At 50.2% G+C, this 24,270-nt stretch carries 22 protein-coding genes and 1 riboswitch; of the genes, 13 read left to right on the top strand and 9 right to left on the bottom strand.

The genetic code is table 11. The annotated features are described in order from the left end of the window. Window positions 1–148: 148 nt before the first annotated feature. From ftsH to glmM, 3 genes are all read left to right on the top strand, one after another. The gene (gene ftsH, locus QQL65_RS02305) at window positions 149–2,074 is read left to right on the top strand and encodes an ATP-dependent zinc metalloprotease FtsH (RefSeq protein ID WP_284361681.1); all 1,926 of its coding nucleotides are present in this window, start codon (window positions 149–151) and stop codon (window positions 2,072–2,074) included. Window positions 2,075–2,161: 87 nt separating this feature from the next. Then, a complete protein-coding gene (locus tag QQL65_RS02300) occupies window positions 2,162–2,788 on the top strand; it encodes a LysE family translocator (protein WP_284361679.1) in 627 nt (208 codons plus the stop codon). A 131-nt stretch (window positions 2,789–2,919) separates the two neighbouring features. Continuing rightward, window positions 2,920–4,263, top strand: coding sequence for a phosphoglucosamine mutase (gene glmM, locus QQL65_RS02295; protein ID WP_284361677.1), 1,344 nt, complete (start codon window positions 2,920–2,922; stop codon window positions 4,261–4,263). A gap of 21 nt (window positions 4,264–4,284) precedes the next feature. Here glmM and QQL65_RS02290 read toward each other — a convergent pair whose 3' ends face one another. Further along, the gene (locus QQL65_RS02290) at window positions 4,285–5,208 is read right to left on the bottom strand and encodes a DMT family transporter (RefSeq protein ID WP_284361675.1); all 924 of its coding nucleotides are present in this window, start codon (window positions 5,206–5,208) and stop codon (window positions 4,285–4,287) included. A gap of 158 nt (window positions 5,209–5,366) precedes the next feature. Between QQL65_RS02290 and QQL65_RS02285 the strand changes: the two genes are divergently transcribed. The 4 genes from QQL65_RS02285 (at window position 5,367) to QQL65_RS02270 (ending at window position 9,700) form a co-directional block, all read left to right on the top strand. Continuing rightward, window positions 5,367–6,074, top strand: coding sequence for an outer membrane protein (locus tag QQL65_RS02285; protein WP_284361674.1), 708 nt, complete (start codon window positions 5,367–5,369; stop codon window positions 6,072–6,074). Between the two features lie 188 nt (window positions 6,075–6,262). After that, window positions 6,263–7,435 (top strand): phosphoserine transaminase, encoded by a 1,173-nt coding sequence (locus QQL65_RS02280; protein ID WP_284361673.1) that lies wholly within the window; start codon window positions 6,263–6,265, stop codon window positions 7,433–7,435. 74 nt (window positions 7,436–7,509) lie between these two features. After that, a complete protein-coding gene (gene serA, locus QQL65_RS02275; protein ID WP_284361672.1) occupies window positions 7,510–9,102 on the top strand; it encodes a phosphoglycerate dehydrogenase in 1,593 nt (530 codons plus the stop codon). A 160-nt stretch (window positions 9,103–9,262) separates the two neighbouring features. After that, a complete protein-coding gene (locus tag QQL65_RS02270; RefSeq protein ID WP_284361671.1) occupies window positions 9,263–9,700 on the top strand; it encodes a VOC family protein in 438 nt (145 codons plus the stop codon). 2 nt (window positions 9,701–9,702) lie between these two features. Here the strand turns inward: QQL65_RS02270 and QQL65_RS02265 are convergent, their stop codons facing one another. Both QQL65_RS02265 and QQL65_RS02260 read right to left on the bottom strand, forming a co-directional pair. Next, the gene (locus tag QQL65_RS02265) at window positions 9,703–9,918 is read right to left on the bottom strand and encodes a SlyX family protein (protein ID WP_284361670.1); all 216 of its coding nucleotides are present in this window, start codon (window positions 9,916–9,918) and stop codon (window positions 9,703–9,705) included. Then, entirely contained in the window at window positions 9,911–10,879 is a 969-nt protein-coding gene (locus QQL65_RS02260) for a DMT family transporter (RefSeq protein ID WP_284361669.1), read from the bottom strand. Before QQL65_RS02260 ends, QQL65_RS02265 begins: the two co-directional genes overlap by 8 nt. Window positions 10,880–11,044: 165 nt before the next feature. Between QQL65_RS02260 and QQL65_RS02255 the strand changes: the two genes are divergently transcribed. After that, window positions 11,045–12,337 carry an adenylosuccinate synthase gene (locus QQL65_RS02255; protein WP_284361668.1) on the top strand — a complete coding sequence of 431 codons (1,293 nt, stop codon included), beginning with the start codon at window positions 11,045–11,047 and terminating at the stop codon, window positions 12,335–12,337. Window positions 12,338–12,383: 46 nt separating this feature from the next. Next, window positions 12,384–14,579, top strand: coding sequence for a hypothetical protein (locus tag QQL65_RS02250; protein WP_284361666.1), 2,196 nt, complete (start codon window positions 12,384–12,386; stop codon window positions 14,577–14,579). A gap of 1 nt (window position 14,580) precedes the next feature. On the opposite strand, the gene QQL65_RS02245 is transcribed toward QQL65_RS02250, so the two are convergent. Genes QQL65_RS02245 through thiB form a run of 3 tightly spaced genes read right to left on the bottom strand, consistent with a single transcriptional unit; the run spans window position 14,581 to window position 17,837 of the window. After that, on the bottom strand, window positions 14,581–15,198 hold the full coding sequence (locus QQL65_RS02245; RefSeq protein ID WP_284361663.1) for an ATP-binding cassette domain-containing protein: 618 nt from the start codon (window positions 15,196–15,198) through the stop codon (window positions 14,581–14,583). Next, on the bottom strand, window positions 15,182–16,855 hold the full coding sequence (locus QQL65_RS02240; protein ID WP_284361661.1) for an ABC transporter permease family protein: 1,674 nt from the start codon (window positions 16,853–16,855) through the stop codon (window positions 15,182–15,184). Before QQL65_RS02240 ends, QQL65_RS02245 begins: the two co-directional genes overlap by 17 nt. Beyond that, window positions 16,830–17,837 (bottom strand): thiamine ABC transporter substrate binding subunit, encoded by a 1,008-nt coding sequence (gene thiB, locus QQL65_RS02235; protein WP_284361660.1) that lies wholly within the window; start codon window positions 17,835–17,837, stop codon window positions 16,830–16,832. Before thiB ends, QQL65_RS02240 begins: the two co-directional genes overlap by 26 nt. 72 nt (window positions 17,838–17,909) lie before the next feature. Then, window positions 17,910–18,005, bottom strand: a riboswitch (TPP riboswitch). 25 nt (window positions 18,006–18,030) lie between these two features. Between thiB and QQL65_RS02230 the strand changes: the two genes are divergently transcribed. From QQL65_RS02230 to QQL65_RS02220, 3 genes are all read left to right on the top strand, one after another. After that, window positions 18,031–18,732 (top strand): thiamine diphosphokinase, encoded by a 702-nt coding sequence (locus QQL65_RS02230; RefSeq protein ID WP_284361658.1) that lies wholly within the window; start codon window positions 18,031–18,033, stop codon window positions 18,730–18,732. Window positions 18,733–18,747: 15 nt separating this feature from the next. Next, window positions 18,748–19,371, top strand: a complete 624-nt coding sequence (locus QQL65_RS02225) for an FMN-binding negative transcriptional regulator (protein ID WP_284361656.1) — start codon at window positions 18,748–18,750, stop codon at window positions 19,369–19,371. A gap of 121 nt (window positions 19,372–19,492) precedes the next feature. Next, the gene (locus QQL65_RS02220; RefSeq protein WP_284361653.1) at window positions 19,493–20,530 is read left to right on the top strand and encodes a putative zinc-binding metallopeptidase; all 1,038 of its coding nucleotides are present in this window, start codon (window positions 19,493–19,495) and stop codon (window positions 20,528–20,530) included. 26 nt (window positions 20,531–20,556) lie between these two features. Here the strand turns inward: QQL65_RS02220 and rpoH are convergent, their stop codons facing one another. After that, window positions 20,557–21,441, bottom strand: a complete 885-nt coding sequence (gene rpoH, locus QQL65_RS02215; RefSeq protein ID WP_284361651.1) for an RNA polymerase sigma factor RpoH — start codon at window positions 21,439–21,441, stop codon at window positions 20,557–20,559. 188 nt (window positions 21,442–21,629) lie between these two features. Next, entirely contained in the window at window positions 21,630–22,637 is a 1,008-nt protein-coding gene (locus QQL65_RS02210; RefSeq protein WP_284361649.1) for an RluA family pseudouridine synthase, read from the bottom strand. On the opposite strand from QQL65_RS02210, the gene QQL65_RS02205 reads away from it, so the two are divergent. Further along, entirely contained in the window at window positions 22,636–22,998 is a 363-nt protein-coding gene (locus QQL65_RS02205) for a DUF6476 family protein (protein WP_284361647.1), read from the top strand. The genes QQL65_RS02210 and QQL65_RS02205 overlap by 2 nt on opposite strands. Here the strand turns inward: QQL65_RS02205 and QQL65_RS02200 are convergent. Beyond that, complete coding sequence (locus QQL65_RS02200) at window positions 22,995–24,191, bottom strand: coiled-coil domain-containing protein (RefSeq protein WP_284361644.1); 1,197 nt, start codon at window positions 24,189–24,191, stop codon at window positions 22,995–22,997. The genes QQL65_RS02205 and QQL65_RS02200 overlap by 4 nt on opposite strands. Between the last annotated feature and the right edge of the window lie 79 nt (window positions 24,192–24,270).

The raw sequence follows: 24,270 nt of genomic DNA, 5'->3' as shown, positions 1-24,270 counted from the left end.
CATTTAATGTTAGTTTTGATCAACGAATTGTAATGTGAAGTGAGGTGAAACGCCCCTTGTATCTTAAGGGGTTGGTGCCTACATTCGCGATAACTCTTATCCAAATAGGTTTCGCGCACGCGCGGGACAAAAATCCAAGGCAGGATTAATGAACGGCAATTTTAGAAACTTCGCCATTTGGATCGTGATATTGGTCCTATTGCTGGGCCTGTTTCAGGTCTTTAACACCTCAACTCAAACAGCCAGCGTAGGTAAACGTACCTATTCTGAATTTGTTGCTGAGGTTGATGCTGGCAATGTCAACTCGGTGGTCATCACCGACAATACGCTACGCGGCACACTGAAAAGTGGCGGCACATTTGAAACCAGCTTACCGCAAGGGGTTGATGTTGTGTCGCGCCTTGAAGCACGTGGCGTTGATATTGAAGCGCGTGAGGCTGAATCGAGCCCCTTCTGGACGATATTGTTGTCCTCATGGTTGCCATTTATCGTGATCATTGCTGTTTGGTTCTTCTTCATTCGGCAGATGCAGGGTGGCGGCAAAGGCGGTGCGATGGGCTTCGGCAAATCGCGAGCAAAGCTTTTGACCGAAGCATCTGGCAAAATCACATTTGAAGATGTGGCTGGCGTTGACGAAGCGAAGCAAGACCTTGAAGAGATCGTTGAATACTTGCGCGATCCGGGCAAGTTCCAGCGATTGGGCGGTAAAATTCCGCGTGGCGTTTTGTTGGTGGGCCCTCCAGGTACAGGTAAAACTTTGCTCGCACGCTCAGTCGCCGGTGAAGCCAATGTGCCGTTTTTTACCATTTCAGGTTCTGACTTTGTTGAGATGTTTGTTGGTGTGGGCGCAAGCCGTGTGCGCGACATGTTCGAACAGGCCAAGAAGAATTCGCCTTGTATCATCTTTATTGACGAGATTGATGCGGTGGGCCGCTCACGCGGTGCCGGCATTGGCGGTGGCAATGATGAGCGCGAACAAACATTGAACCAGTTGCTGGTTGAAATGGATGGTTTTGAAGAAAACGAAAGCATCATTTTGATTGCTGCAACCAACCGTCCTGACGTTCTGGACCCTGCGCTATTGCGTCCAGGCCGTTTTGACCGTCAGGTTGTGGTGCCTAACCCAGATGTGGGCGGTCGCGAGAAGATTTTGAAAGTTCACGTACGCAAAGTGCCATTGGCGCCAGATGTGGACTTGAAAATTCTTGCGCGCGGTACGCCGGGCTTTTCCGGTGCTGAGTTGATGAATTTGGTAAACGAGAGCGCATTGTTGGCTGCGCGTCGCAATAAGCGTTTTGTGACGATGTCTGAGTTTGAGGACGCCAAAGACAAGATCATGATGGGCGCTGAGCGTCGCACCATGGCGATGAAGGAGGACGAGAAAAAGAATACTGCCTATCACGAGGCTGGTCACGCGTTGATCTCCTTGTTGATGCCAGACGTTCTTGATCCGATCCACAAAGCAACAATCATTCCGCGTGGTCGTGCATTGGGCATGGTGATGAGCCTGCCTGAGTCTGATCAATATTCTTTCTCGAAAGAGAAAGCGTTGGCCCAACTGGTTATGGCTTTTGGTGGTCGTGAAGCGGAAATCCACAAGTTTGGCCCGATCAAAGTGACCTCTGGAGCAGCTGGCGATATTCAGGGCGCAACCAAATTGGCCACTTCAATGGTGACCGAATGGGGCATGAGCGACAAGCTTGGTCGCGTGCTTTTGAAGTCTGATCCAAACGGGTTCTATGGTGCTGCAAGCGCAGAGATTTCGGATGATACTGCGCGCCTGATCGATGAAGAAGTGCGCAGCCTAATTGAAGAGGCTGAAACCAAAGCGCGCAAGATGATCAAAGACAATGAGGATTTGTTTGAAAACATCGCGCAATCTCTGCTTGAGTTTGAAACGCTTACGGGCGACGAACTCCGCGCATTGATGGAAGGCAAGCGTCCTGATCGTAAAGATGATGATGATGCGGATAAGCCTAAAATCTCTGCCGTGCCTAAAGCAGGTAAATCTGCACCGAAGAAAAAGGGTGATGATTTAGCTGGTGGCGATGCAGAGCCACAGCCTGAAGGCTAATTTAGCCTCAACAAGTATTCAAAGGGCTGTCTTAACAGACGGCCCTTTTTGATTCATACTATGCGCCTGCTTTGAAAGGTTCCTGAGATGCCAAGTTTTGAAATATTGCTCGCTTTTTTCATTACAACGTCGCTGTTTGCCTACATGCCGGGTCCTGCCATGATTTATGTGTCGGCTCAAACGTTGGCACGAGGAAAGCAGGCTGGTTTGACGGCGTCGCTAGGCGTTCATTTGGGTGGCTATTTTCACGTTATTGCGGCCGCTTTTGGCTTGGCCGCATTGTTGGCGCTGGTGCCACAGGTTTATTTTGTAATCAAGCTTGCGGGTGCGCTCTACCTTATCTTTCTTGGCGTAATGATGATCAAAAATCGTCATGAGAAAATGGAGCAAGTCGAGGGTAAGCAAAAAGACGCAAGGCAAGCATTTGTTGAGAGCATTATTGTTGAGGTTTTGAACCCCAAAACAGCCATCTTTTTTGTGGCGTTTTTGCCGCAATTTGTGGATGTAGCCGCTGCTTGGCCGGTTTGGGTGCAAATGGTGGTGCTGGGCACAATCGTGAATCTATTGTTCTCTTCCGCTGATCTTTTTTGTGTCGTTTTCGCCAGTGTGATGGTGAAGCGTTTGCGTCAATCAAACACTGGTGCGAAATGGGCAAAGATGGCAGGCGGATCGTTTTTGGTGATGCTGGGTGGCAAGCTGGCAATGGATCGTTAATCTAACACTCAGTTTTTACCCTGTGTCATCATGAGAATGCTCGAAATTGGCCATATTTTAGGTATTGTTTGGTCTATATAGAAGGCAATGGCGTCGCGCTTGTGCGTCGATTTCGTCAATTCGGGGACAAAATGACAAAGAAGTATTTCGGGACCGATGGTATTCGCGGCCTGGCCAACGGCCACAAGCTTACCTCTGAACTCGCATTGAAGGTTGGGCAGGCGGCTGGTCTCATCTTTCAACAAGGCAACCACCGCCATCGCGTGGTTATCGGCAAGGATACGCGCCGGTCTGGCTATATGATCGAATACGCGTTGACTGCCGGGTTTAACTCGGTGGGCATGGATGTGTTTTTGCTCGGTCCGATGCCAACCCCTGCTGTTGCGATGCTGACACGATCATTGCGCGCGGATTTGGGCGTGATGATATCCGCGTCACATAATCCGTATGATGATAATGGTATTAAGCTTTTTCAGCCGGACGGGTTTAAACTCACCGATGAAATGGAAGCCCAAATTGAAGAGCTTCTGAACAGCGAATTGGCCGATGAACTGGTGCGTGGACGTGAAATTGGTCGGGCGCACCGGATCGAAGAAGCGCGTGGTCGGTATTCTGAATATGCGAAACGCACATTGCCGCGACTCACTGAGTTTAACGGTTTGCGCGTTGTTGTGGATTGCGCCAATGGGGCTGCCTACAAGTCTGCACCTGAGGTGCTTTGGGAGCTTGGCGCGGACGTGATAACCATTGGTGTGTCGCCAGACGGCTACAATATCAATGAAGGCTGTGGGTCTACTGCGCCGCATCTTCTGCAACAAAAAGTGCGCGAAACGCGCGCCGACATAGGCATTGCCTTGGATGGTGATGCTGATCGTGTGGTACTTGTTGATGAAAAAGGCGACATCGTTGATGGCGATCAGCTGATGGCTGCGCTTGGTACATTTTGGAAAGATCAAGGCAAGTTGACCGGCGGCGGTGTGGTGGCGACGGTGATGTCCAATCTAGGGTTGGAACGATATCTGCAAGGTCAGGACTTAACGCTTGAACGCACGAAAGTGGGTGACCGCTATGTGCTTGAGCGCATGCGTGAAGGCGGCTTCAATGTGGGTGGCGAGCAATCGGGCCACATTATTCTAAGTGACCATACAACAACAGGCGATGGTTTGGTGTCCGCGCTGCAAATCATGGCGTTGGTGCAGCAAAAAAACAAACCAGTTTCTGAAGTCTGTCAATTGTTTGAAACTGTGCCACAACTGCTGACCAATGTGCGGTATGAAAGCGGCAAGCCACTTGAAGATGAGCGCGTGAAAAAAGCGATTGCCGCGGGCGAAGAAAAAATGGGCGACAGCGGTCGTTTGGTCATCCGGGCGTCAGGCACCGAGCCACTTATTCGCGTGATGGGCGAATGTGACGACGAAAAACTAGTGCATGATGTTGTTGGCGACATTGCAGAAGTGATCGGGCAAGTCGCTTAATTTCAGTTTTTCTATTCGCTTTTAAGCGGGCGGCGTCGGCAATCGACGCCGCTTTTTGCGTTTCAGGATACCTTCAGCGATCAGAATGCCGAAAATGATGGCAAAGAAGCCAACCAGTTGGATCGGGGAGAGTTGCTCACCAAAGATCAGCGCGCCAAGCGCAACCGCTACTATCGGGATCAAATAGCTTGTCTGTGAGCAGAAGGCGACAGAGGTCTTATCAACTAGGCGGTAGTACACAACCGTGCCTGCCCATGTTGAAAATACGGCCAGATAGGCAGCGCCACCAAAGGCCGGCAGTGTCATGCTGGTCGGCAATGGTTCAAATAGTATTGCACCCAAAATGGCAACGACGCTTGAAACCAATATGGCACCGTAGGATTTTGTCATTGCTGGCATATCGATCATGCGGCGGGAGATGATGCCATTGGTGGCATATCCGGTGGTGGCAAGTATGAGCAGTACAAATGGCAAGAGTGCCAAATTGTCCGCAGAAGCAAATTTTTCACTGCCGAAAATGACCAGAGCTACACCAACAAACCCAATCACTAGGCTAAGAATGCGCACCGGCGTTGCCTTTTCCTCGGGCAAGAACACGAGCGAGAAAAGCAATATCTGAAACGGGATGGTGGCCATCATCAAGCCAGCAATTGCTGAAGGGACATCGGGTGCTGCATATGAGATCAGAATAAAGGGAATTGCTGTGCCGATTGATCCCAAGAAGATCATCGCACGCCATTCTCGCCAGCCCTGTGGTAGGCGGATGTTTTGCCATTTTGCAAAGGCGATCATTAGGGCCGATGCCATAATCATTCTGATTGCAACCAGCCACAAAGGTGTGATCGTTTCAACGGCCACTTTGATGGCGATAAAGGCGCTGCCCCACATCAAAACGAGGCTGGCAAGCCAAATCCAATCAGACGCTGTGCGTTGTTGTTGATCCATGATGTGCTCTATCAATTCGCGCCAAATTGGCAGGTGGGAACTTAAAGTGATTGTTGAATTGTTAGGGTTAATTATTGAGGTTAAGCGCCTTTTAACAAAAAGCGTCAATAATGCCCAGCGAGAAGTCACAGAAAATGGCTTGCGTAACGAGGATTAGAATGATGCTAAAATGGACAATGGCCGCCTCACTGGCTGTTGCAACCATGTTCGGTAGCAGCGTATTGGCCGCCGACATGATTGTGCCTGAACCTGAATATCCAGAATATCCTGAATTGCCAGAGGTGGACTATGGGCTAGGTGGCTCATTCTACTTGCGTGGTTCTGTTGCTGGTAACGCGCTTTGGGCGCGAAATGTTGTGATCTGTTGTACAGACTACGGCGTGACCGACATGGGCTGGGGTTACAGCTACGGTGTGGGCGCTGGTTATGAGTTTGGCGACGGTTGGCGCACAGATTTAACCTTTGACATGCTGCACAATAGTGGCCTGACGGCAAACGGCTACACAGCGACATTGCGTTCGACAGTGGCATTGGCAAACGTTTATTACGATTTCAGCCTTGATGGTCTTGGTCACTCCGCAGAAGGCGGCTGGACTGGTTATGTGGGTGCTGGTTTGGGTAAAGCTTGGAGCTATACTTCAGCAACGCATGCGACGAACCCAGATTTGGTTGAAGGCGCAGGCGCGCGCTCTTGGGCTGGCGCTGGCATGATCGGTGTTGGCTACGACATGGGCAACATGGTTGCTGATGTTGGCTACCGCGCACTGTGGCTCAAAGGTTTCTCTACCTCAGGTGGCACAGACTTCTGGGCACAAGATGCGATCGCGCACGAAATCCGCGCAAGTTTGCGGTACCGCTTCCACTAGGCTTGATCAGAGCATAGTTTGAATTTTGAACCCCGTTTCAGCGATGATGCGGGGTTTTTCTTTGTCTGACAATTGCGACGAATTTACCCCGAGCAAAGTTTTCGTTTGCTTTTCTGTTTGCGAATCTCTATTCCGGTCAGTGGGCCACCCCTCCCCAACGAGGGGCGCCTATCTGAAAGGGTAGTCACATGACAGATATTTCGAAACCGGACCTCCGTCCGGTAAATCCGCGTTTTTCTAGCGGTCCATGCACTAAACGTCCGGGTTGGACGCCTACTTTCCTTGAAAACACACATCTTGGTCGCTCGCATCGTGCGAAACCAGCAAAAGCACGCATTCAGCTCGCAATTGACCTGACGCGCGAACTGCTTGGTGTTCCAGATGATTATCGGATCGGCATTGTGCCAGGTTCTGATACCGGCGCTGTTGAGATGGCATTGTGGTCCATGTTGGGCGCGCGCGGCGTTGATATGCTCGCTTGGGAAAGCTTTGGCGCTGGTTGGGTGACCGATGTGGTTAAACAGCTTAAGCTCGATGATGTGCGCGTAATGGAAGCTGATTACGGGCAATTGCCAGGCCTTTCCGCTGTCGATTGGACACGCGATGTGGTCTTTACTTGGAACGGTACCACCTCTGGTGTACGGGTTCCAAATGCGGATTGGATTGCGGCTGACCGAGAGGGCTTGGCCATTTGCGATGCGACTTCTGCAGCATTTGCACAAGATCTCGATTTCCAAAAACTTGATGTTGTGACTTTCTCTTGGCAAAAAGTTTTGGGCGGCGAGGGCGCACATGGCGTAATCATCTTGTCTCCAAAGGCGGTCGAGCGGCTTGAAACTTATGCGCCGGATCGTCCATTGCCGAAGATCTTCCGTCTGACGAAGGGCGGCAAGCTGATCGAAGGCATTTTCCAAGCAGCGACCATCAACACCCCATCCTTGATGGTGATCGAAGATGTGATTGATGCAATGGAATGGGCTAAAGACCTTGGTCCAAACGCATTGCGTGATCGAGCCGATGCAAACCACAAAGTGTTGGCTGATTGGGTTGCAAAAACAGCTTGGGTCGCCAATTTGGCCGATGATCCAGCGACAGAGTCAAACACATCGGTATGTCTAAAGATTGTTGATGCGGATGTCGCTGGACTTGATGCAGACGGACAAGCGGCTTTTGCAAAAGCGATTGCGACACGTCTTGATCAAGAAGGCATTGCCTATGACATTGGCGCCTATCGTGACGCACCTGCAGGTTTGCGCATTTGGGCTGGCTCTACAGTTGAAGCGTCTGATTTACAAGCGTTGACGGCTTGGCTTGATTGGGCATTTGCGACTGAAAAAGCTGCATTGGTTCAGCCCGCTTAACAGCGCACAAGAGAATTTATGCTGGCGGATTGCCGCCAGCCGTTTCCCCAGATTTTAAATTGATGGAGGCTTTCATGCCTAAAGTACTTGTATCTGACAAGTTGAGCGAAACCGCGGTTCAAATTTTCCGCGACAATGGTGTTGAAGTAGATTTTTTGCCAGACGTTGGCAAAGATAAAGAAAAGCTACTTGAAATTATTGGCCAATATGATGGCTTGGCCATCCGTTCCGCAACCAAAGTAACTGAAAAGATTATCGCCGCTGCAACCAACCTTAAAGTTATTGGTCGTGCAGGTATTGGCGTTGACAATGTGGACATTCCAAAAGCCACTGCCAAAGGCATTATTGTGATGAATACGCCGTTCGGCAATTCTATCACCACTGCCGAGCATGCTATTTCTCTGTTGCTTTCTACCGCCCGTCAAATCCCTGCAGCTGATGCATCAACTCGCGCGAGCAAGTGGGAAAAGTCCAAATTTATGGGCGTCGAAGTGACAGCCAAAACACTGGGCATTATCGGTTGCGGCAATATCGGTGCTATCGTTGCGGACCGGGCCCAAGGCCTTAAGATGAAAGTGATTGCTTTCGATCCGTTTTTGACCCCTGAACGTGCGCTTGACTTGGGCGTTGAAAAAGTTGAATTGGACGAATTGCTGGCACGAGCAGACTTCATCTCCTTGCACACACCATTGACGGATGCGACCCGCGGTATTTTGGGTGCGGAAGCATTTGCGAAGATGAAAAATGGCGTTCGTATTGTGAACTGCGCGCGTGGCGGTTTGATCGATGAGGCTGCGCTGAAAGTTGCGCTTGAAAGCGGTAAAGTCGCTGGCGCGGCGTTGGACGTTTTTGAAGTAGAGCCTGCAAAAGACAATCCAATCTTTGATGCGCCAAATATTATTTGTACACCACACCTTGGTGCTTCTACGACAGAAGCGCAGGAAAATGTTGCGTTGCAAGTTGCAGAGCAGATGAGCGCATATTTGATGCATGGCGCGATTTCAAACGCTTTGAACTTCCCTTCAATTTCTGCAGAAGAAGCGCCAAAACTAATGCCATTTGTGAAATTGGCTGAGATTTTGGGCAGCTTTGCGGGTCAATTGACTGAAACAGGCATCACTGGCGTTAAAATTGAGTTTGAAGGTCACGTGGCAGACCTGAACACCAAGCCTATGGTGTCTGCATTGCTGACCGGTGTGCTTAAGCCGTTACTTGGTGATGTGAACATGGTGTCTGCGCCTGTCTTGGCAAAAGACCGCGGCATGAATGTTGAAACCACGAACCGTGAACAACAGGGCGTATATGAGAACTATATCCGCCTAACCATCGTAACTGAACGTCAAGAGCGTTCTGTTGCAGGTACGGTGTTTGCCGACGGTAAGCCGCGCTTGATCCAAGTGAAGGGCGTAAACATGGAAGCGGAAGTAACGCCATCCATGCTCTACATCACAAACGAAGATAAGCCTGGCTTTGTCGGCCGTCTGGGCATGTTGTTGGGTGACGAGGGCATCAATATTGCGAACTTCAATCTGGGTCGCGTGCAAGAAGGCGGTGATGCGATTGCCTTGATTAATATTGATGGCAAACTGTCTGACGCGCAACTTGCCAATATCTCCGCTCTTGAAGGCGTTCAGCAGGCCAAGCCTATCTATTTTGACGCCACATAAGGGTTTTTAAAACGAAGTAGCAGGCTGCAGCCTGTTTGTTGAAAGGGCCGGCCCGATGGGACTGGCCCTTTTTTGCGTTTTGACATCATTCAGCCTTGACGGATGCGGATAAAGATGATCGATTTGTAATCGATTACATGATGCTTGGATGGAGTTTGAGATGAAGCAAGAAATGGGCAAGGTTCCTTTTGCATTGGCGGGGATCGACCACATCGTGTTCATTGTCGATGACATGCAAGCGGCAATGGATTTTTATCTGAATGTTTTGGGGTGTCAGCCTGGCTATGCCTATCCAGAACTGGGCATGGAGCAGGTATGGGCAGGTAACGCACTCATCGTCTTGTGGGATCACACGCACCCCGGTGGTGCTGGTGCAAAACCGCCAGTTGCCGGCGGACGCAATGTTGATCATGTGTGCCTTGCAGCGGGACCCTTCGATCATGACGCGTTACGGGCGCATTTGGCGGCGCACGGCGTTGAGATTGAGCGCGAGGCGATGCATGGTGGCGCACGCGGACTTGGCAATTCGTTCTATTTCCGAGACCCATTTGGCAACAAAATTGAACTCAAGGGCCCGCCGCCACATCCGGATGCTTGATCCTAGTAGTGGGGTGGACGTTCAACGATTTCGCCACCGCCGGAGGTGTCGATTTGCTCTAGCTCGGCGTGCAGTTTGGTAATCTCGCGTTGCAATTTTTCAAACTGCGACCATTGTTCGGTAATTGCCTTGTTCAAATCTTCAATGGTTTGATCTTGATAGGCGACTTGGGTTTCTAACGCTTCAATGCGAGACAAAAGTTCATTGGTATCAGGCATTGTCTTTTACCCCTTCTTTGCTGCGTGCCGCATACTCGGCCATGGTTATGCCCGCAACAATAAATATCGCTGCGATAAGATGAAAGCTTTGCAGTGGTTCTGCCAATATCAATACCGACAGGATAGCACCGAAAAGTGGCAAAGCATTGATGAATAGGCTTGCCCGGTTTGCACCAATAAGCTCTACGCCGCGCGCATAGAAGAGTTGCGAGATGATTGAAGGGAACAGGCCCGTATAGAGCACCAGCAACCAACCGGTAGTAGTGACGGTAGCAAAACTTGCAATCATTGTTGGTAGCCCGCCGACAAGCAATTCGAATAGCAAAGTTGAAAGTGTGGCGAACAGGAAAGTCGTTGCTAGGAAACTCATCCAATGAATTTTTGGGCGATAGCGCAGAAGAACAGAATAGGCGGCGTAAATAACGCATGCGATCAAAATCAAACCATCGCCGACGTTTATATCTAAGGTGAGCAACCGCATCGGGTTGCCCGCCGTTGCAACAAACAGCACGCCGAAAATTGTGGCAATAACGCCAACTATTTGCGGCAATTTTGTACGTTCCCCGTAGAAGGCAAAGTTGGCCAGCATCACCATCATGGGGATTGAAGCTTGTTCAATTGCGCCATTCACTGCGGTTGTGTATTGCGCGCCAAGATATAGAAACAAGTTAAAGCCTGCAAAACCAACACCGCCTGCAAAGGCCAAGAACAACAGGTTCTTTCGAATTGCGGGCCAGTCTGTTTTGAAGTGCGGCAGCGCAAAAGGCAAAATCACCAAGAAGCCCAAAAGGAATCGCCCAGCGACGAGATTTGTTGGCGCAATTTCCCCCACAGCCATTTTGCCTGCCACCATATTTCCGCCCCAAAACAGCGCTGTAAGCACGAGAAGCAGAATGGGACGATTAAATAGTTGAATTAGTGGGTTTTTGGCCCTTTTTTCGGCGGATTGTTGTTTTGTCATCAGTTCACTTTTGCTATACCAGCGACGCTTAACAGGTTTTGGCGGTGCCCGATATACCAAACAACACGGGTATTGTTGTCAGTTTTGAGCGTTTTGTCGGGGCGAGACGGGGTAAATGGCCCGTTCAAAATGGCTAAAACGTTCGGTCTCAAGGAGAACATTTTAATGGCGAATGTGGTGGTTGTCGGCTCCCAGTGGGGGGACGAGGGTAAAGGCAAGATTGTTGATTGGCTTTCAGAACGTGCGGATGTTGTTGTGCGTTTCCAAGGCGGTCACAATGCTGGCCATACATTGGTGATTGATGGTGTTACCTACAAAACTGCTTTGCTGCCTTCAGGTGTTGTGCGCCCGGGCAAGTTCTCTGTAATCGGTAATGGTGTTGTGGTTGACCCGCATCACTTTGTTGAAGAGCTTGCTTTGTTGCGTGGCCAAGGCGTTGAAATCTCTCCAGAGAATTTGATGGTTGCAGACAATGCATGTCTAATCCTGTCGCTGCACCGCGAGCTTGATAGCTTCCGCGAAAATTCAAATGCCGGCTTGAAAATCGGCACCACAAAACGTGGCATGGGCCCAGCCTATGAAGACAAGGTTGGTCGGCGCGCGATCCGCGTTTGCGACTTGGCGGACCCTGAAAGCTTGATGCCGAAAATCGAACGCAACCTGCGCCACCACAATGCGCTTCGTCGTGGTTTGGGCATTGATGAAGTTAAAGCGCAAGCGATCTATGATGAGCTGATGGCTGTAGCAGATGAGATTTTGCCATTTGCTGGCCGTGTTTGGGAAAAGCTCAACAATATGCGCCGCGATGGCAAGCGCATTTTGTTTGAAGGTGCGCAAGGCGCGTTGCTGGATATCGAACATGGTACATATCCGTTTGTGACAAGCTCGAACACCATTGGTGGACAAGCGGCAAACGGCTCAGGCTTGGGCCCAGGCGCGTTGGACTATGTGTTGGGGATTACTAAGGCCTACACAACACGTGTGGGTGAGGGACCGTTCCCAACTGAACAGCTTAATGACATTGGCGAGTATCTTGGCAAAACGGGTCATGAGTGGGGCGTGAACACTGGCCGTAAGCGTCGTTGTGGTTGGTTTGATGCCGTATTGGTGAAGCAAACCGTACAAGTCTCTGGCATCAATGGAATCGCATTGACCAAACTTGATGTGCTTGATGGCATGGAAGAAATTAAGGTTTGCGTGGCATATGAACTTGATGGCGAGCGGATTGACTATTTGCCTTCGACCATGAAAGGTCAGGCCAATGTGAAACCGATCTATGAAACGCTTGCTGGCTGGAGTGGCACAACCGCGGGCGCGCGTAGTTGGGCAGATTTGCCAGCAGAAGCGGTGAAATATGTGCGCCGAATTGAAGAATTAATTGGGACGCCAGTTGCTGTCTTGTCCACATCTCCGGAACGTTTGGACAGCATTTTGGTAACAGACCCTTTCCAAGACTAAGTTTTTTTCGTTACAACAGGTAACGGGGAGCATGTTTGAGTAGCTGATGGCTGACTATCGAGAGCTTTTGCGTCGGGCGGTTGACGCCCTTCCAGAGAATAATGGCACGTCACGACGCGCCGTTTACGAAAAGGCGCGTGAAGCGCTGGTAACGCAATTGCGTGCGATTGAGCCGCCGCTGCCTGCGCGTGAAATCACGCAGCATCGGTTGACTCTTGAAGACTGCATTCGTCAGGTTGAGCAAGAAGCAACCGAAGCTCTGCTGCAAGGTTTAAAGCAAGAAACGGAAGCACCCAGTGCGCCCGTTGCTCCACCAGCGCCTGAGCCAGTTGACGAACCTGAAGTTGTTGAGGATCCTATCGTTGAGGCCGCGGCACCTGTCGAGGAGACGATTGAGCCGGAGCCTGAACCTGAAGACGCGCCTGTTGAAGAAGACATTCAGCAAGATGCAGAGGACATCGCCGACGAGCCGGATGTTTCCGAAGAGACTGCTGATGTTCAAGATGGCCAAACCGTTGATGCACCGGCAGAGGATGAAGCTGCAGGAGCAGCTGATGACGTTCAATCTGAACCTGAAGAAGAGGCCGCAAGCGCCGAATCTGAGGTAGAAGAAGCTCTTGCTGAGGAAGCGCTAACTGACGAAGTTGTGTCTGAAGATGTTGACGCGGTCAGCGAAGAAGCTGAGGGGACGCATTCGGAACTAGGTGACGAAGACAAAGTTGACCACGAACCCGCAGAAGAAGCCGTTTCTGTTGAGGTGGACGCTGAGGAAACGGCACAAGAACCTGAAGACGTCAAAGCACCAACCAACCCCGTAGATGAAGTTATTGCCGCAGCGCAAGCCGCTTCATCGGCTGCTGCGATCAAAGCGCCGAAGGTCGATTTGGACAGTAAGTCTGCACAGGCCGAAATAGATGCACCGACGGTTGCGCCTGCATTGTCGAGCGTTCGCGAAGTTGATGTGGATGAGAAATTGCCAGAAGTCGCCATTAGTGTTGGCGGCGATGAGCCACAGGCAACTATTGATCGCGCGATTAAGGCGCTTGATCTTGAAGCAGAAGGCAAGAATGGCGGCGAACTGATTTCAGGTGACGAGACCGCAAAGGCCGAAAATGCTGCCGAAACAGCTAAATCTAGCGTTTCTGCTTTGGCCATGGAAGAAGCTGATGTTGCATCGGTGGTTTCAGAAGAAGAAAATGGCGGCAATGGGCTGACAGTGTTCTTGCTGTTGGTAATTCTGTTGTTGGCAGGCGCAGGCGGTGGCGCTTATTGGGCGTGGAAAGAAGGCTATGTTGACCTTAACCCGCTAATGGCGCAATTGGGCCTTTCTGATCAGACAACACCATCTTCAGAAACCACAACAACGCCAGCTGACACAAATACGGCTGATGCGGATGTCCCAGAGCAAAGCAATGTGCGCAATGTGACACCTGCGACGACGGTTTCTGATTTGACGGCAACAACGCCAGTTGTGGAAGAGGCGACGCCGACACCTGTTGAAGAAGAACGTTTGACGCCTGAACCAACCGCTGATGAACCAACTCCTGTGGTAGAAGAGACCACGCCACCAACGACTGAAGTGGCAGAAGCACCAGTGGCTTCCGAAGAGACAACGGCACCGACTGATGATCGCCTGACCGCTGAAGAACCAACAACTGATGGTGATCAGCCGAAATTGAATGTGGGTGATACCAGCGACGCGGTTGCCGAAGTTGGTTCACGGTCCTTGCTGATTGAAGAGCAGCTGACAGGCAGTGGCGGCGCTGTACCATTTTCAGGATCAACTGAATGGTCGCGTGATGTTGATGAGCTTGGTGCGCCTGTGATTAAGGCACGCGTGTCCATTCCGGCTCGCAATTTAGCCGTTGACGTATTGTTCCGCAAAAATGGTGATGCGGCATTGCCCGCTAGTCATTTGGTTGAGGTCAATTTCTCCGTGACGGAGAGCTTCTTGGGCGGCGGCATTGCTAGCTTACCTGGCATCCTGCTGAAGGATCAAGAATTGGCACAGGGCAATCCGCTTGTTGGGGCATCTGCCCGGATTTTTGACAATTCGTTCTTGTTCGCACTAAGCGCGGCGGAAGCAGATTTGGCGAAAAACCTTGATTTGATCGCGGCGCGCGGTTGGATTGACTTGCCGGTTGTTTATTCAACTGGTCGCAAAGCCATTGTGACTTTGGAAAAGGGCAAAGAAGGCGGCGCAATCTTTGAAGCCGTGTTGGCGGCATGGGCGACCGAATAGGTTAGCTCAATTCGCTTAGTTGTCCGTTTTCAAGCTGCATCGTACGATTTGCTAGTGCATCAAAGTCTGCTCTATGGTGGCTGACCAAAATAGCGTGCCATTTGTTTTTGATCACCAATTGTTTCACTAGGTCACGCATTTGATTGGCTGTGTCGCCATCAAGGGCTGAAAACGGTTCGTCGAGCAGCAGAATTGGTTGATTGCGCGCCAATGTGCGGGCCAGTGCAACTCGTTGCTGCTGACCGCCGGAGAGGGATGCACATTTTTGTCCCTCAAACCCGGTTAATCCGACTTCTGCCAATTTTTCAGCGGCATCGATATCTTCTGCACTGCCGAGCTGTACGTTTTCTGCCGCAGTGAGGTGTGCGAAGACATTGTCTTTCTGAAACAAAATCGAAACTGGCCGCGCTTCTGGCGCAAGTCCATCAATCGATTGGCTATCAAGGAAAATCTCGCCACCCTGAGGCGATTGAAATCCAGCGACTAAATCGAGCAAAGTCGATTTGCCTGATCCACTCTTGCCGGCAATCCCAATAATCTCACCTGCTTCAACATTGAGATTGAATAGATAGGGCGTTGTTTTTGGATAAGCGAATTGGACGTTATTGAGCGTGAGCATTGTCACGACCTCCCAAGAGTTTGGGGAATAGGTAAAAACTAAGGACGGCAACAATCAACAACATGGCCGCAAGCATCGCTGCATCGTTAGAACGGTAAGCGCCCAATGCGCGATACATCATCCATGGCAGGGTTGAAAACTCGTCTGTGCCAAACAGTGCAATAACGCCTAAATCACCGAACGAATAGCTAAAACCTAATGCAAAGACATAGGCGCATTCTTTTCGAATGAGTGGCAATTCAACATATCGAAAACGCCGCCAGCCGTGAATATTGAGGCTCTTGACCAAGCGATAGGATTTGTTGGCGATTTTCTCTACTGGTGGGCCCAGGGTGGCATTCGCTAGAGGAAGGGCCAGCAAGGCATTTGCGAGAATGACCACATAGATACCAACTTTGCTTGTGTCCAAACCTGCCACACGCGCAAGTAAGAAAAACCCAAGCGCCAGCACAATGGCTGGAGTGGCAAGATATGCGAAAATTGGGGCGCTAATGATGGTGCGCAGCAAGCTGGTTTGTGCCTTGCTGGCATTTCTGTAAATCAGTTCTGCGCGCGCAAAAGCCAGCAACATGGCGGCGCCTAGCGCGATCGATGCGCTTGCCAAAGCAATTGTGCACGAAGTGATCAACGCGTTGATGAATTTAGTCGATGAAACAAGCGTGAAGAATCTAACGTCGAACCCTTCGACCAAAATAATGAGTAGCGGGCTGGCATAGGCGAGCAATAGCACGAACAAAACAAAAGCCACTGTCCATTTGGTCCATCCGGTCGCCTGCCAAACATGGCGTTGCTGCGCACCAATGAGTACCGAACTGGATTTTAAGCCCGCCGTTGGAATGATGATGAGAAGACAAAACCCCAACTGTGTCGCTGCCAAAATGGCCGCGCGATGAAGATCGAAGTCGAGTTTGACCGCTTCAAATATCGCCACTTCAAATGTGGCGTTGGCAGGGCCGCCGCCTAACAGCAATACGATTGAGAATGAAGTGAAGCACATCAAAAATATGGTGGCGCCAAGTCCAGGCATTGCGCTTCTGATCACTGGCCAATCAAGGATACGAATTCGCTGCCATTCGCTCAACCCGAGGGATTGGCCAAGCTTTAGACTGGCGGTTGGAAGCGCCTGCAGACGATCATAGAATATGCGCGCGGCAAAGGATCCATTGAGGATCGTGTGGGCGGCCAAGATGCCTTGCAGGCCGAAAATGGTGAAGGGCAATTTGCCCAAGCCAACGGCTTGGCTGATATCATTGATGAGGCCGGCGCGGCCCCAAATGGCCAAAAGCCCAAAGGCGACAACTAAGGTGGGTAGCACTAAACCAGCGGATAGAATGGCCAATGCCAGTGGTTTGCCGAAAAAGCTTAGTCGCGTCAGCGCAATGGCGACAATGCCACCCGTGATAAATGCCAATAGGACTGACAGTCCGGCTTGGATGGCGGACATGCGCAATAGATGCAATAGGTTAGCAGAGGTGGTTTGCTCGTTGCCGAACAGGTCGGCGGCTTGCCAAATGATGGCAATCAATTCGCAGATAAGTGCGCCAACGGCCAATGCTATAAGGAGCCCGACCAACAAGCGTGGCGTGCGCCAAAAGGGGATGGCCCCGCCCTGAGGGCGAGACCATTTGACGTTACTTGATGCCGGCAAAGAAGGCATCAATATAGGCTTTGGTGTTGGCCGCAACGGTCTCATCGTCCAAAAGCAATGTTTGCTCTTTGCTCAATGGAGTTGCAAAGCCTTCAGGCAATCCGCCCTCCAACTCAATGACTGGGAACATCCAGTTGGTTGTTGGGATGATTTTTTGCGCCTCTTGGCTGACCAAATAGCTCATGAAGCTTTGCGCAAGTTCTTGCTGTTTTGACGATTTTAGAATGCCAGCCAACTCAACTTGTGCGTAGTGGCCTTCTTCAAAGATCGCAGCGGCGTAGTTGTCATCGCCCTCAGCAATTTTATGGTAGCTAGGCGACGTTGTGTAGCTCAAAACCATATCGGCTTCGCCATCTAGGAACAGGCTGTAGGCTTCTGACCAACCTTTGGTAACGGTAAGAATGTATGGCGCCAGATCCGGCCACATTTCTTCTGTGTCGCTGCCATATACGGCCTTCGCCCACAAGATAAGACCCAGACCAGGTGTTGAAGAACGAGGATCTTGAATGACGATTTTGAAATCTTCATCTGCCATGTCCAGATCTTCAAATGAAGTCGGCGCTTCTGGGAAATCTGATTTACGATAAACAAAGGCAAAATACCCATAGTCGAACGGTACAAATTGCTCAGATGTATAGTCGATCGGCAGTTTTACAGCTGATAGATCCGTATGGTGATTGGCAAAAAGATCGGTGCTTTTTGCTTCAGCCGCAACGCTTGTATCAAGGCCAAGGATGATATCAGCCTTTGTGCTGTCGCCTTCAAGTTGGGCTTTGCGCAACGCGCTGATCGCATCTTCAGCGCCAACAAAATCAACAACGCAATTGCAGTTGGCTTCAAAGCCCGCTTTGATTTGTGGGCCCGGGCCCCAATCGGATGCAAAGCTGTCATAGGTGTAAATGGTGAGAGTTGGCTTATCTTCTGCCATTGCGGATGATGCAAGTGGTGCAATCGAGAAAAGCGCCGCAATCGTTAGGTTTTTCAAAGACATGATATGTCCCTTTTACAATCAAACAATGTGCGGTCGTGCATAAAAGGGGAAATGACAAGCTTTTGGATGTTTCACTCTTGTCATCTCGGTCTCCCTCCGCCAGCATGACCTGGTTCAGGTTATATGGGTTTATTCTCAGCTCCCTTCGGAGCACCCCAGCGAGATGGCGCTAATTTAGTGAATTTGATGTGATATGCAAGACCTCATTAAGTCTCATGAGAACAAGGTTCAACTCTCGTTTGCTTCGCCTGTTATTGTGCTGGGCGGCGGCGATTTTTCGCCTGAACAATTGCGTGAGTTTGTTTCCAAAGGTTATCCGCTGATCGCAGCGGATGGCGCTGCGGACGCGGCACTGGCACTTGGGATGAACATTGCAGCGGTCATTGGAGATTTTGATTCAATTCAAGATCGGCAGGCTTTTTCAGCCGATGTCAAACTCATCGAATTGGGCGAGCAAGAAACGACTGATTTTGAAAAGTGCCTTTATTCGGTCGATGCGCCGCTGTTCGTATGTTTTGGCATGTTGGGCAAGCGGGTAGACCATACATTGGCTGCGTTTCACACGATCGCGCGATATGGCGGACACAAGAACATTGTGCTGATGGATCAAGTTGACCTTACGTTTGGGGTAGCAGGTGATTTTGAAATTGATCTGCCCTTAGAAACGCGGTTTTCAATTTATCCACTGCGTCCTATCAGTTTTGAGAAGTCGGTTGGGCTAAAATATCCGCTAGATGTGTTGCAGCTTGGTGTTGGCGATCGAATTGGCACGTCAAATGAAACAGACCAATCACGTGTTCGATTAACGGTCGCGGCAAATCAGCCCGAACCATATCTTGTGATCTTGCCAAGAACACATTTTGAGGCAATCGTGAAATTGATTAGCCAAAAATGACGTTTAGGATTGTTTATGTACCAACCCCCCGCCTTTAAAGAGACACGCAGAGACGTTTTGTTGGAAGCTATTGCAAAGCATCCGCTGGCGACTTTGGTGTGTAATACGGCGGACGGGATCACGGCAAACCATTTGCCAATGGTGGTCGATGGGGACAAAACGCAATTGCATGCACATTTGTCGCGTGGAAATGACCTTTATCAGCAATGTGAGGACGGTGTTGAGGCGCTTGCAATCTTTCAGGGCCCCGCTGCCTATATTTCAGCTGATTGGTATCCTGGCAAACAAGAGCATGGCAAGGAAGTGCCAACGTACAATTATGTGGTGGTTCATGTGCGCGGCAAGCTGCATTTCAGGCACGAGGCGAGCTGGAAGCTCCACCATCTGAAATCTCTTACTGATATGATGGAATATGGGCGCGCGACGCCTTGGTCATTATCTGATGCGCCCGCTGATTATGTGGCGCGACAGCTCAAAGGTCTATATGGGCTGGAGCTTGAAATCACGGAGATGGCAGGCAAATGGAAAATGAGCCAGAACCGCAAGGATGCTGACAAGCTGGCGGTCGCAGAAAAGCTAAATCAAGAAGGTGACGCAACAGCTGTCGATGTGGCTGCGATTATCAAGAAAGATCTTTAGTACGTGTTTTTATTGCATAATCCGGCCTTTTGGGTCGGGTTTAACAATGGGCATATTATCGCCCACATCTGTCCGATACATTTTTGTGGCTAGATGATTTGAGATTACTTTAGGAGGTAATATGAAACACTGCATATTGCGTGGTGCCGCAGCTATATTGCTTTTGTACGGGCTTTCAGTTGGGAATGTGGTCGCTGAATCCATTGAGTGCAAAACGCCAATTTCACAAAAGATTTGTTACACGCTTGGTGGCGACACGCGCGAGTGTATCGACCCGCCAACAGAGTTGACTCACTACAAATTGGGCGAACAGATCGAACTGATTTACTCGATTGCGCCACCAACAATGCAACGCGCTATGTGCGCTCTGGACCATCTTTTCATTTCAGAAGAAATTCACGAGCACGCAGCAGGCATACAGCTGGCAACTGAAATTCATTTAAGTTGGTATGCTATCCACTTGTTTCATGAATCTATGGAGAGCTTTATAGAAGGCGAGTTTTCTCGATATGCTACCGGGGCGACATTTGCTGGGCTTGAAAAAGGTTATGACCCGCAAGATTTACGGCTAACTGACGCGCATTTGTTGCGCTATGAAGTCGCGTACACCAAAGGACGTATTGAGGGGTTGAACTACCCGCTGGCCTATTTACTTTTTCATGAGTTGGCGCACTTTTTGGAAAAACACCCAAGGTTCAACAATCACCATAGTTTCGGATATTTTTCTTGTAATTCGCAATATCAGGCTGCCAATAATTACCGTTTACATGCCTTGGACAGGCGCATAAAGGGCTATGCGATGGTTTTGGATCAGCATCCGAAAATTGGTCAGGATAGTGCTATTTTGCAAGAATTGGAGGATGACAATTACGCCACTTTTTATGCGTTGGCGAATGCAGGTGAGGACTTTGCCGAGCTCGTGGCGGAGTACATTATGCATCAGCATCTGGGCGTGAACTATCGCGTTATGAAAGGCGATGAAGTTTTGTTTGAACGGGCTAAGCAGTTCAAAAATAACAAAATTCAGCCGAAGCTGGAAGTTGTGAAACTCGCGCTAGCGTTTCCTGAAATGAGCAGAAAGCAAAAACGCGAAGTTCGAAAAGACCGTCGACTGTGCCGTGGCGTCTTTGATCCTAGATTAATGACAGTGTTACCCTAAGGCACGACCAGTTTAAATTGCCCGGGTTAGGCAGGCTCACCAGCTTTTTCGAGCATTTGCTTTTTGACTTCGATCTGAACTTTTTCAAATGCACGGACCTCAATCTGGCGAATGCGTTCCCGAGAAACTTCAAACTTTTGCGCTAGCTCTTCCAAAGTTAGTGCAGGCTCGCGCAAGCGTCGCGCCTTGAAAATCTCTTGTTCGCGATCGTTCAGCACGCCCATGGCGTTTTTAAGCAACGTCATGCGTTCATCATATTCTTGCGCATCGCCCAAGGCAGTTTCTTGGTCGGGTTCTTCGTCCACCAACCAATCCTGCCATTGTGACGCGCCTTCATCTGATTTCATTGGGGCGTTTAATGAAGCATCGCCAGTTAGGCGTTGGTTCATCGAGACCACATCATCTTCGGACACTTTTAGCGTTGTGGCGATTTGCTTGATCTGGTCTGGGTGCAGGGCGCCATCGTCCAAAGCGGCAATTTGGCCCTTAATTTTGCGCAAGTTGAAGAATAGACGTTTTTGCGCAGCTGTCGTGCCGATTTTGACAAGTGACCATGAGCGCAACACATATTCCTGAATTGATGCACGGATCCACCACATTGCGTAGGTCGCTAGGCGGAAGCCCTTATCCGGTTCGAAGCGTTTTACCGCCTGCATCAAACCCACATTGCCTTCTGAGATAACTTCAGAAATGGGCAATCCATAGCCGCGGTAGCCCATGGCAATTTTGGCGACGAGGCGCAAATGTGAGGTGATTAGTTTCTGCGCCGCTTCGGGATCTTCATGTTCTTTATAGCGTTTGGCGAGCATGAACTCTTCGTCCGGCTCCAGCATTGGGAATTTGCGGATTTCCTGCAAATAGCGCGATAGGCCATTGTCTGACGACAAGGTTGGCAAATTTGTTTGGGCCATAAAGCACCCCCTCATTCCCTAGCTGCGTCGCAATAAACTGCATGCCGACACAAATCTGATGCTCCTAACAGGCAGCACCGCCTACAATCATCTCGTTAGTTGGACATTATATAGGGCTGATATATGTCATTTCACCCCTTTGGGTGAGAAAAAATGTACAAAAAACGATAAAGGAAGCGAAACTTGGCCTAAGAATCAGCGGTTTGCAAGCAGTTTTCAAGATTTGCCATGTCCGCGGGCAAAGGTGAAGAAAAATGCATTTCTTCATTTGAAACGGGGTGTGCGATGGTCAAATCTACCGCATGCAGTGCTTGGCGCGCCAGCGATTTTAGCGATTTTTGGACCGTCATAGGCAGATTGCGCTCGCGACTTTCAAAGCCGATGCCATAGGTGGGATCACCCAACAGTGCGTACCCAATGTGGGACAAATGCACGCGAATTTGGTGCGTGCGACCGGTTTCGAGTTGGCAAGCGATTTTGCTCACCGTCCATTTGTCGCCGCCATATGCATTCAGGGTTTTGTAGTGAGTGATGGCATGGCGGCCATTGTTTTCAACAATTGCTTGTCTGGTGCGGTTGTGTGGAGAACGCCCGATCATGGCATCAATAGTGCCTTTTTCAGGCGAGGGCACGCCCCACACAAATGCGTTATAGGTGCGACGCAGTGGTCCGTTTTTACCGTGGTCGGCAAACTGAGCAGAAAGCGATTGGTGAGCCTCGTCAGTTTTTGCCGCGATCATGACACCCGACGTGTCTTTGTCTAACCGGTGCACAATGCCGGGACGCTTCACCCCGCCAATTCCTTTTAGGCTATCACCGCAGTGAAACAGCAATGCGTTGACCAATGTGTCGCGTTCAACGCCAGATGCTGGATGCACTACCATGCCCGCGGGTTTGTTGATGACAATAATCGCGTCATCCTCAAACAGAACTTCTAACGGAATGTCTTGAGGTTCTGGATCGGCGTCAACAGGGTCTGGTTCGACAAAACAAAGTTGCTGATCTTGTTTGACGCGGTATTTCGGCTCGCTTATGGTCGCGCCGTCTATTGAGAGCGCGCCAGACTTGATGAGCGCTTGGCATCTTGATCGGGAATGTCCGTCAAGCAGCGAAGCCAATACAATGTCCAAGCGCTTGCCGTGATCATCGGCGCTGACCAAAAATGTAACCAATTCGCTTTCGGAGCCCAAGTGCATGAGTGCTGATCAACCTTCAAATTCTACTGACGAGAATAATGAACTAACACCAGAAGCCGAAGCGGTAATAAACCGGGCGCGGCGCTCGTTTGGCGTCAGTGTGCTTATTCTTATGGTTGGGTTTATGGCTGTTGCGGGCGCACTTGTCTATCGTTTGAACCAAAAGTCGAGCGATGAGCAATATCAGGCACAATCAATTGGCTTGCCACAAGGTGCGTCGGTCGTTTCTGCAGTTGCGCAAGATGGGCTAATAACCGTGACCTACAAGGTAGGTGAAGCCACAACTATTCGCATTGTAAATGCCAAATCCGGCGATGTTGTTCGCGATATTGCTATTGGTGCAGAAGTGCCGCTGAACTAGTTGGATGTCTTTTTAAGGGCATCCATACGGTCGGCAACGCGACCAATAATGTTTTCGTCCGCTGTTGGCTCAAGCACGGCTTCGTCTAAGCCATCGTCCGCATATTTGCGCACGCGATCAAACAAGCTTTCTTCGCCGTCGGCGCCGCCGGTTGTATCTTGTGCGTAGATGATGTGGCTCACGTCTATTGCAATGTTTTCCATGCGTTCGCGCAAATCATCAACATTGCCGGTCTCATGTGAGAAGCGTTCCAATATGTCTTCTTCGAGCGCGAGGATGCGTGCACCAACATCTTCCAACTCGTCCTCTACCATTAGCTCTTCGGCGAGGCTCGTGGTGGGCGCAGGGGTGACATACTCAGTGTCGGCAAGTTCAGCAGGGGCTTGCGTGATTTGAAGCTCTTCTTGGGGTTCTTCCGCTTGCTTATTTGCTTTTTCTTGATCGTTCAAAAGCGCGTTGAAGCGCTCGGCCGCGATGGCAATATGCGCTTCGGCGTCATCCAACAGGTCAGGGATGTTTTTGGTAAGTGATTTGTCAGGCGTGGTCCGGACTTTTGATTTTAGCTCCTGCACCCGTGCCATTGAAGCGCGCAATTGTTCTTCCAAGAAGTTGTTGCGTTTGCGCTCTGCCGCAAGCGATTTCGCCAGTTTTTTGGCGTCGCCTTCATATTCGCTTAGGTCGATATCATCATCGTAGTTCTGGACGACGGCTGACGCTGCGATGTTGGCCACCGACCTTGCTTGATCCAACTCTTCAATTTTTGCCGCTAGATCGCGTTCGCGAAAGCGCAGTTTTTGATTGAGGTTAGTTAGCTCAATTTCGTAGCTGCGGACTTGGTCCTGCAGTTCCTGATTGCGCTCTGTGAGTTCGGCAGCAATGCTTTGAGCGCCATCTTGCTCGTGAACGGCCATTTCCTGAGACTGGCGGAGTTGGGTGAGTTCGCGCAATTGCGCGGCGCGTTTCTTTCGCAAATCTTCAAGTTGCAATTCCAGTTTGCGCAGTTTGAGCGCGTTTTGTGCGCGCAACTGATCTTTTTCGGCGCGAAATTCTGAAAGGGTAACCGGGGTGGTTGCGGCAATTCGTTTTTTGGTCAAACGAACGGCGCGGCGCCAAATGCTGGGTAGAACAAGCAAAGCAAGAATGATGGCGCACAAGAAGCCCAGTGCGTAAAACATCATTAGCTCAATGATCATTCCAAACTCCCAAATCTGACACCTAATTGCTAGAGCACAATTGGCGCAAAAGAAAGGCCTTGCTGCGTTTGTATTTACA

Source organism: Maritalea porphyrae, from assembly GCF_030159895.1.
GTDB lineage: Bacteria > Pseudomonadota > Alphaproteobacteria > Rhizobiales > Devosiaceae > Maritalea > Maritalea porphyrae.
The sequence above is the reverse complement of the archived record's forward strand: the minus strand, read 5'-3'. Positions and strand labels throughout refer to the sequence as shown.

Excerpts from the sequence above, each read along its gene's own strand:
- ftsH (WP_284361681.1), top strand. The coding sequence starts at position 149 with ATGAACGGCAATTTTAGAAACTTCGCCATTTGGATCGTGATATTGGTC.
- QQL65_RS02300 (WP_284361679.1), top strand. The coding sequence starts at position 2,162 with ATGCCAAGTTTTGAAATATTGCTCGCTTTTTTCATTACAACGTCGCTG.
- glmM (WP_284361677.1), top strand. The coding sequence starts at position 2,920 with ATGACAAAGAAGTATTTCGGGACCGATGGTATTCGCGGCCTGGCCAAC.
- QQL65_RS02290 (WP_284361675.1), bottom strand. The coding sequence starts at position 5,208 with ATGGATCAACAACAACGCACAGCGTCTGATTGGATTTGGCTTGCCAGC.
- QQL65_RS02285 (WP_284361674.1), top strand. The coding sequence starts at position 5,367 with ATGATGCTAAAATGGACAATGGCCGCCTCACTGGCTGTTGCAACCATG.
- QQL65_RS02280 (WP_284361673.1), top strand. The coding sequence starts at position 6,263 with ATGACAGATATTTCGAAACCGGACCTCCGTCCGGTAAATCCGCGTTTT.
- serA (WP_284361672.1), top strand. The coding sequence starts at position 7,510 with ATGCCTAAAGTACTTGTATCTGACAAGTTGAGCGAAACCGCGGTTCAA.
- QQL65_RS02270 (WP_284361671.1), top strand. The coding sequence starts at position 9,263 with ATGAAGCAAGAAATGGGCAAGGTTCCTTTTGCATTGGCGGGGATCGAC.
- QQL65_RS02265 (WP_284361670.1), bottom strand. The coding sequence starts at position 9,918 with ATGCCTGATACCAATGAACTTTTGTCTCGCATTGAAGCGTTAGAAACC.
- QQL65_RS02260 (WP_284361669.1), bottom strand. The coding sequence starts at position 10,879 with ATGACAAAACAACAATCCGCCGAAAAAAGGGCCAAAAACCCACTAATT.
- QQL65_RS02255 (WP_284361668.1), top strand. The coding sequence starts at position 11,045 with ATGGCGAATGTGGTGGTTGTCGGCTCCCAGTGGGGGGACGAGGGTAAA.
- QQL65_RS02250 (WP_284361666.1), top strand. The coding sequence starts at position 12,384 with ATGGCTGACTATCGAGAGCTTTTGCGTCGGGCGGTTGACGCCCTTCCA.
- QQL65_RS02245 (WP_284361663.1), bottom strand. The coding sequence starts at position 15,198 with ATGCTCACGCTCAATAACGTCCAATTCGCTTATCCAAAAACAACGCCC.
- QQL65_RS02240 (WP_284361661.1), bottom strand. The coding sequence starts at position 16,855 with ATGCCTTCTTTGCCGGCATCAAGTAACGTCAAATGGTCTCGCCCTCAG.
- thiB (WP_284361660.1), bottom strand. The coding sequence starts at position 17,837 with ATGTCTTTGAAAAACCTAACGATTGCGGCGCTTTTCTCGATTGCACCA.
- QQL65_RS02230 (WP_284361658.1), top strand. The coding sequence starts at position 18,031 with ATGCAAGACCTCATTAAGTCTCATGAGAACAAGGTTCAACTCTCGTTT.
- QQL65_RS02225 (WP_284361656.1), top strand. The coding sequence starts at position 18,748 with ATGTACCAACCCCCCGCCTTTAAAGAGACACGCAGAGACGTTTTGTTG.
- QQL65_RS02220 (WP_284361653.1), top strand. The coding sequence starts at position 19,493 with ATGAAACACTGCATATTGCGTGGTGCCGCAGCTATATTGCTTTTGTAC.
- rpoH (WP_284361651.1), bottom strand. The coding sequence starts at position 21,441 with ATGGCCCAAACAAATTTGCCAACCTTGTCGTCAGACAATGGCCTATCG.
- QQL65_RS02205 (WP_284361647.1), top strand. The coding sequence starts at position 22,636 with ATGAGTGCTGATCAACCTTCAAATTCTACTGACGAGAATAATGAACTA.
- QQL65_RS02210 (WP_284361649.1), bottom strand. The coding sequence starts at position 22,637 with ATGCACTTGGGCTCCGAAAGCGAATTGGTTACATTTTTGGTCAGCGCC.
- QQL65_RS02200 (WP_284361644.1), bottom strand. The coding sequence starts at position 24,191 with ATGATCATTGAGCTAATGATGTTTTACGCACTGGGCTTCTTGTGCGCC.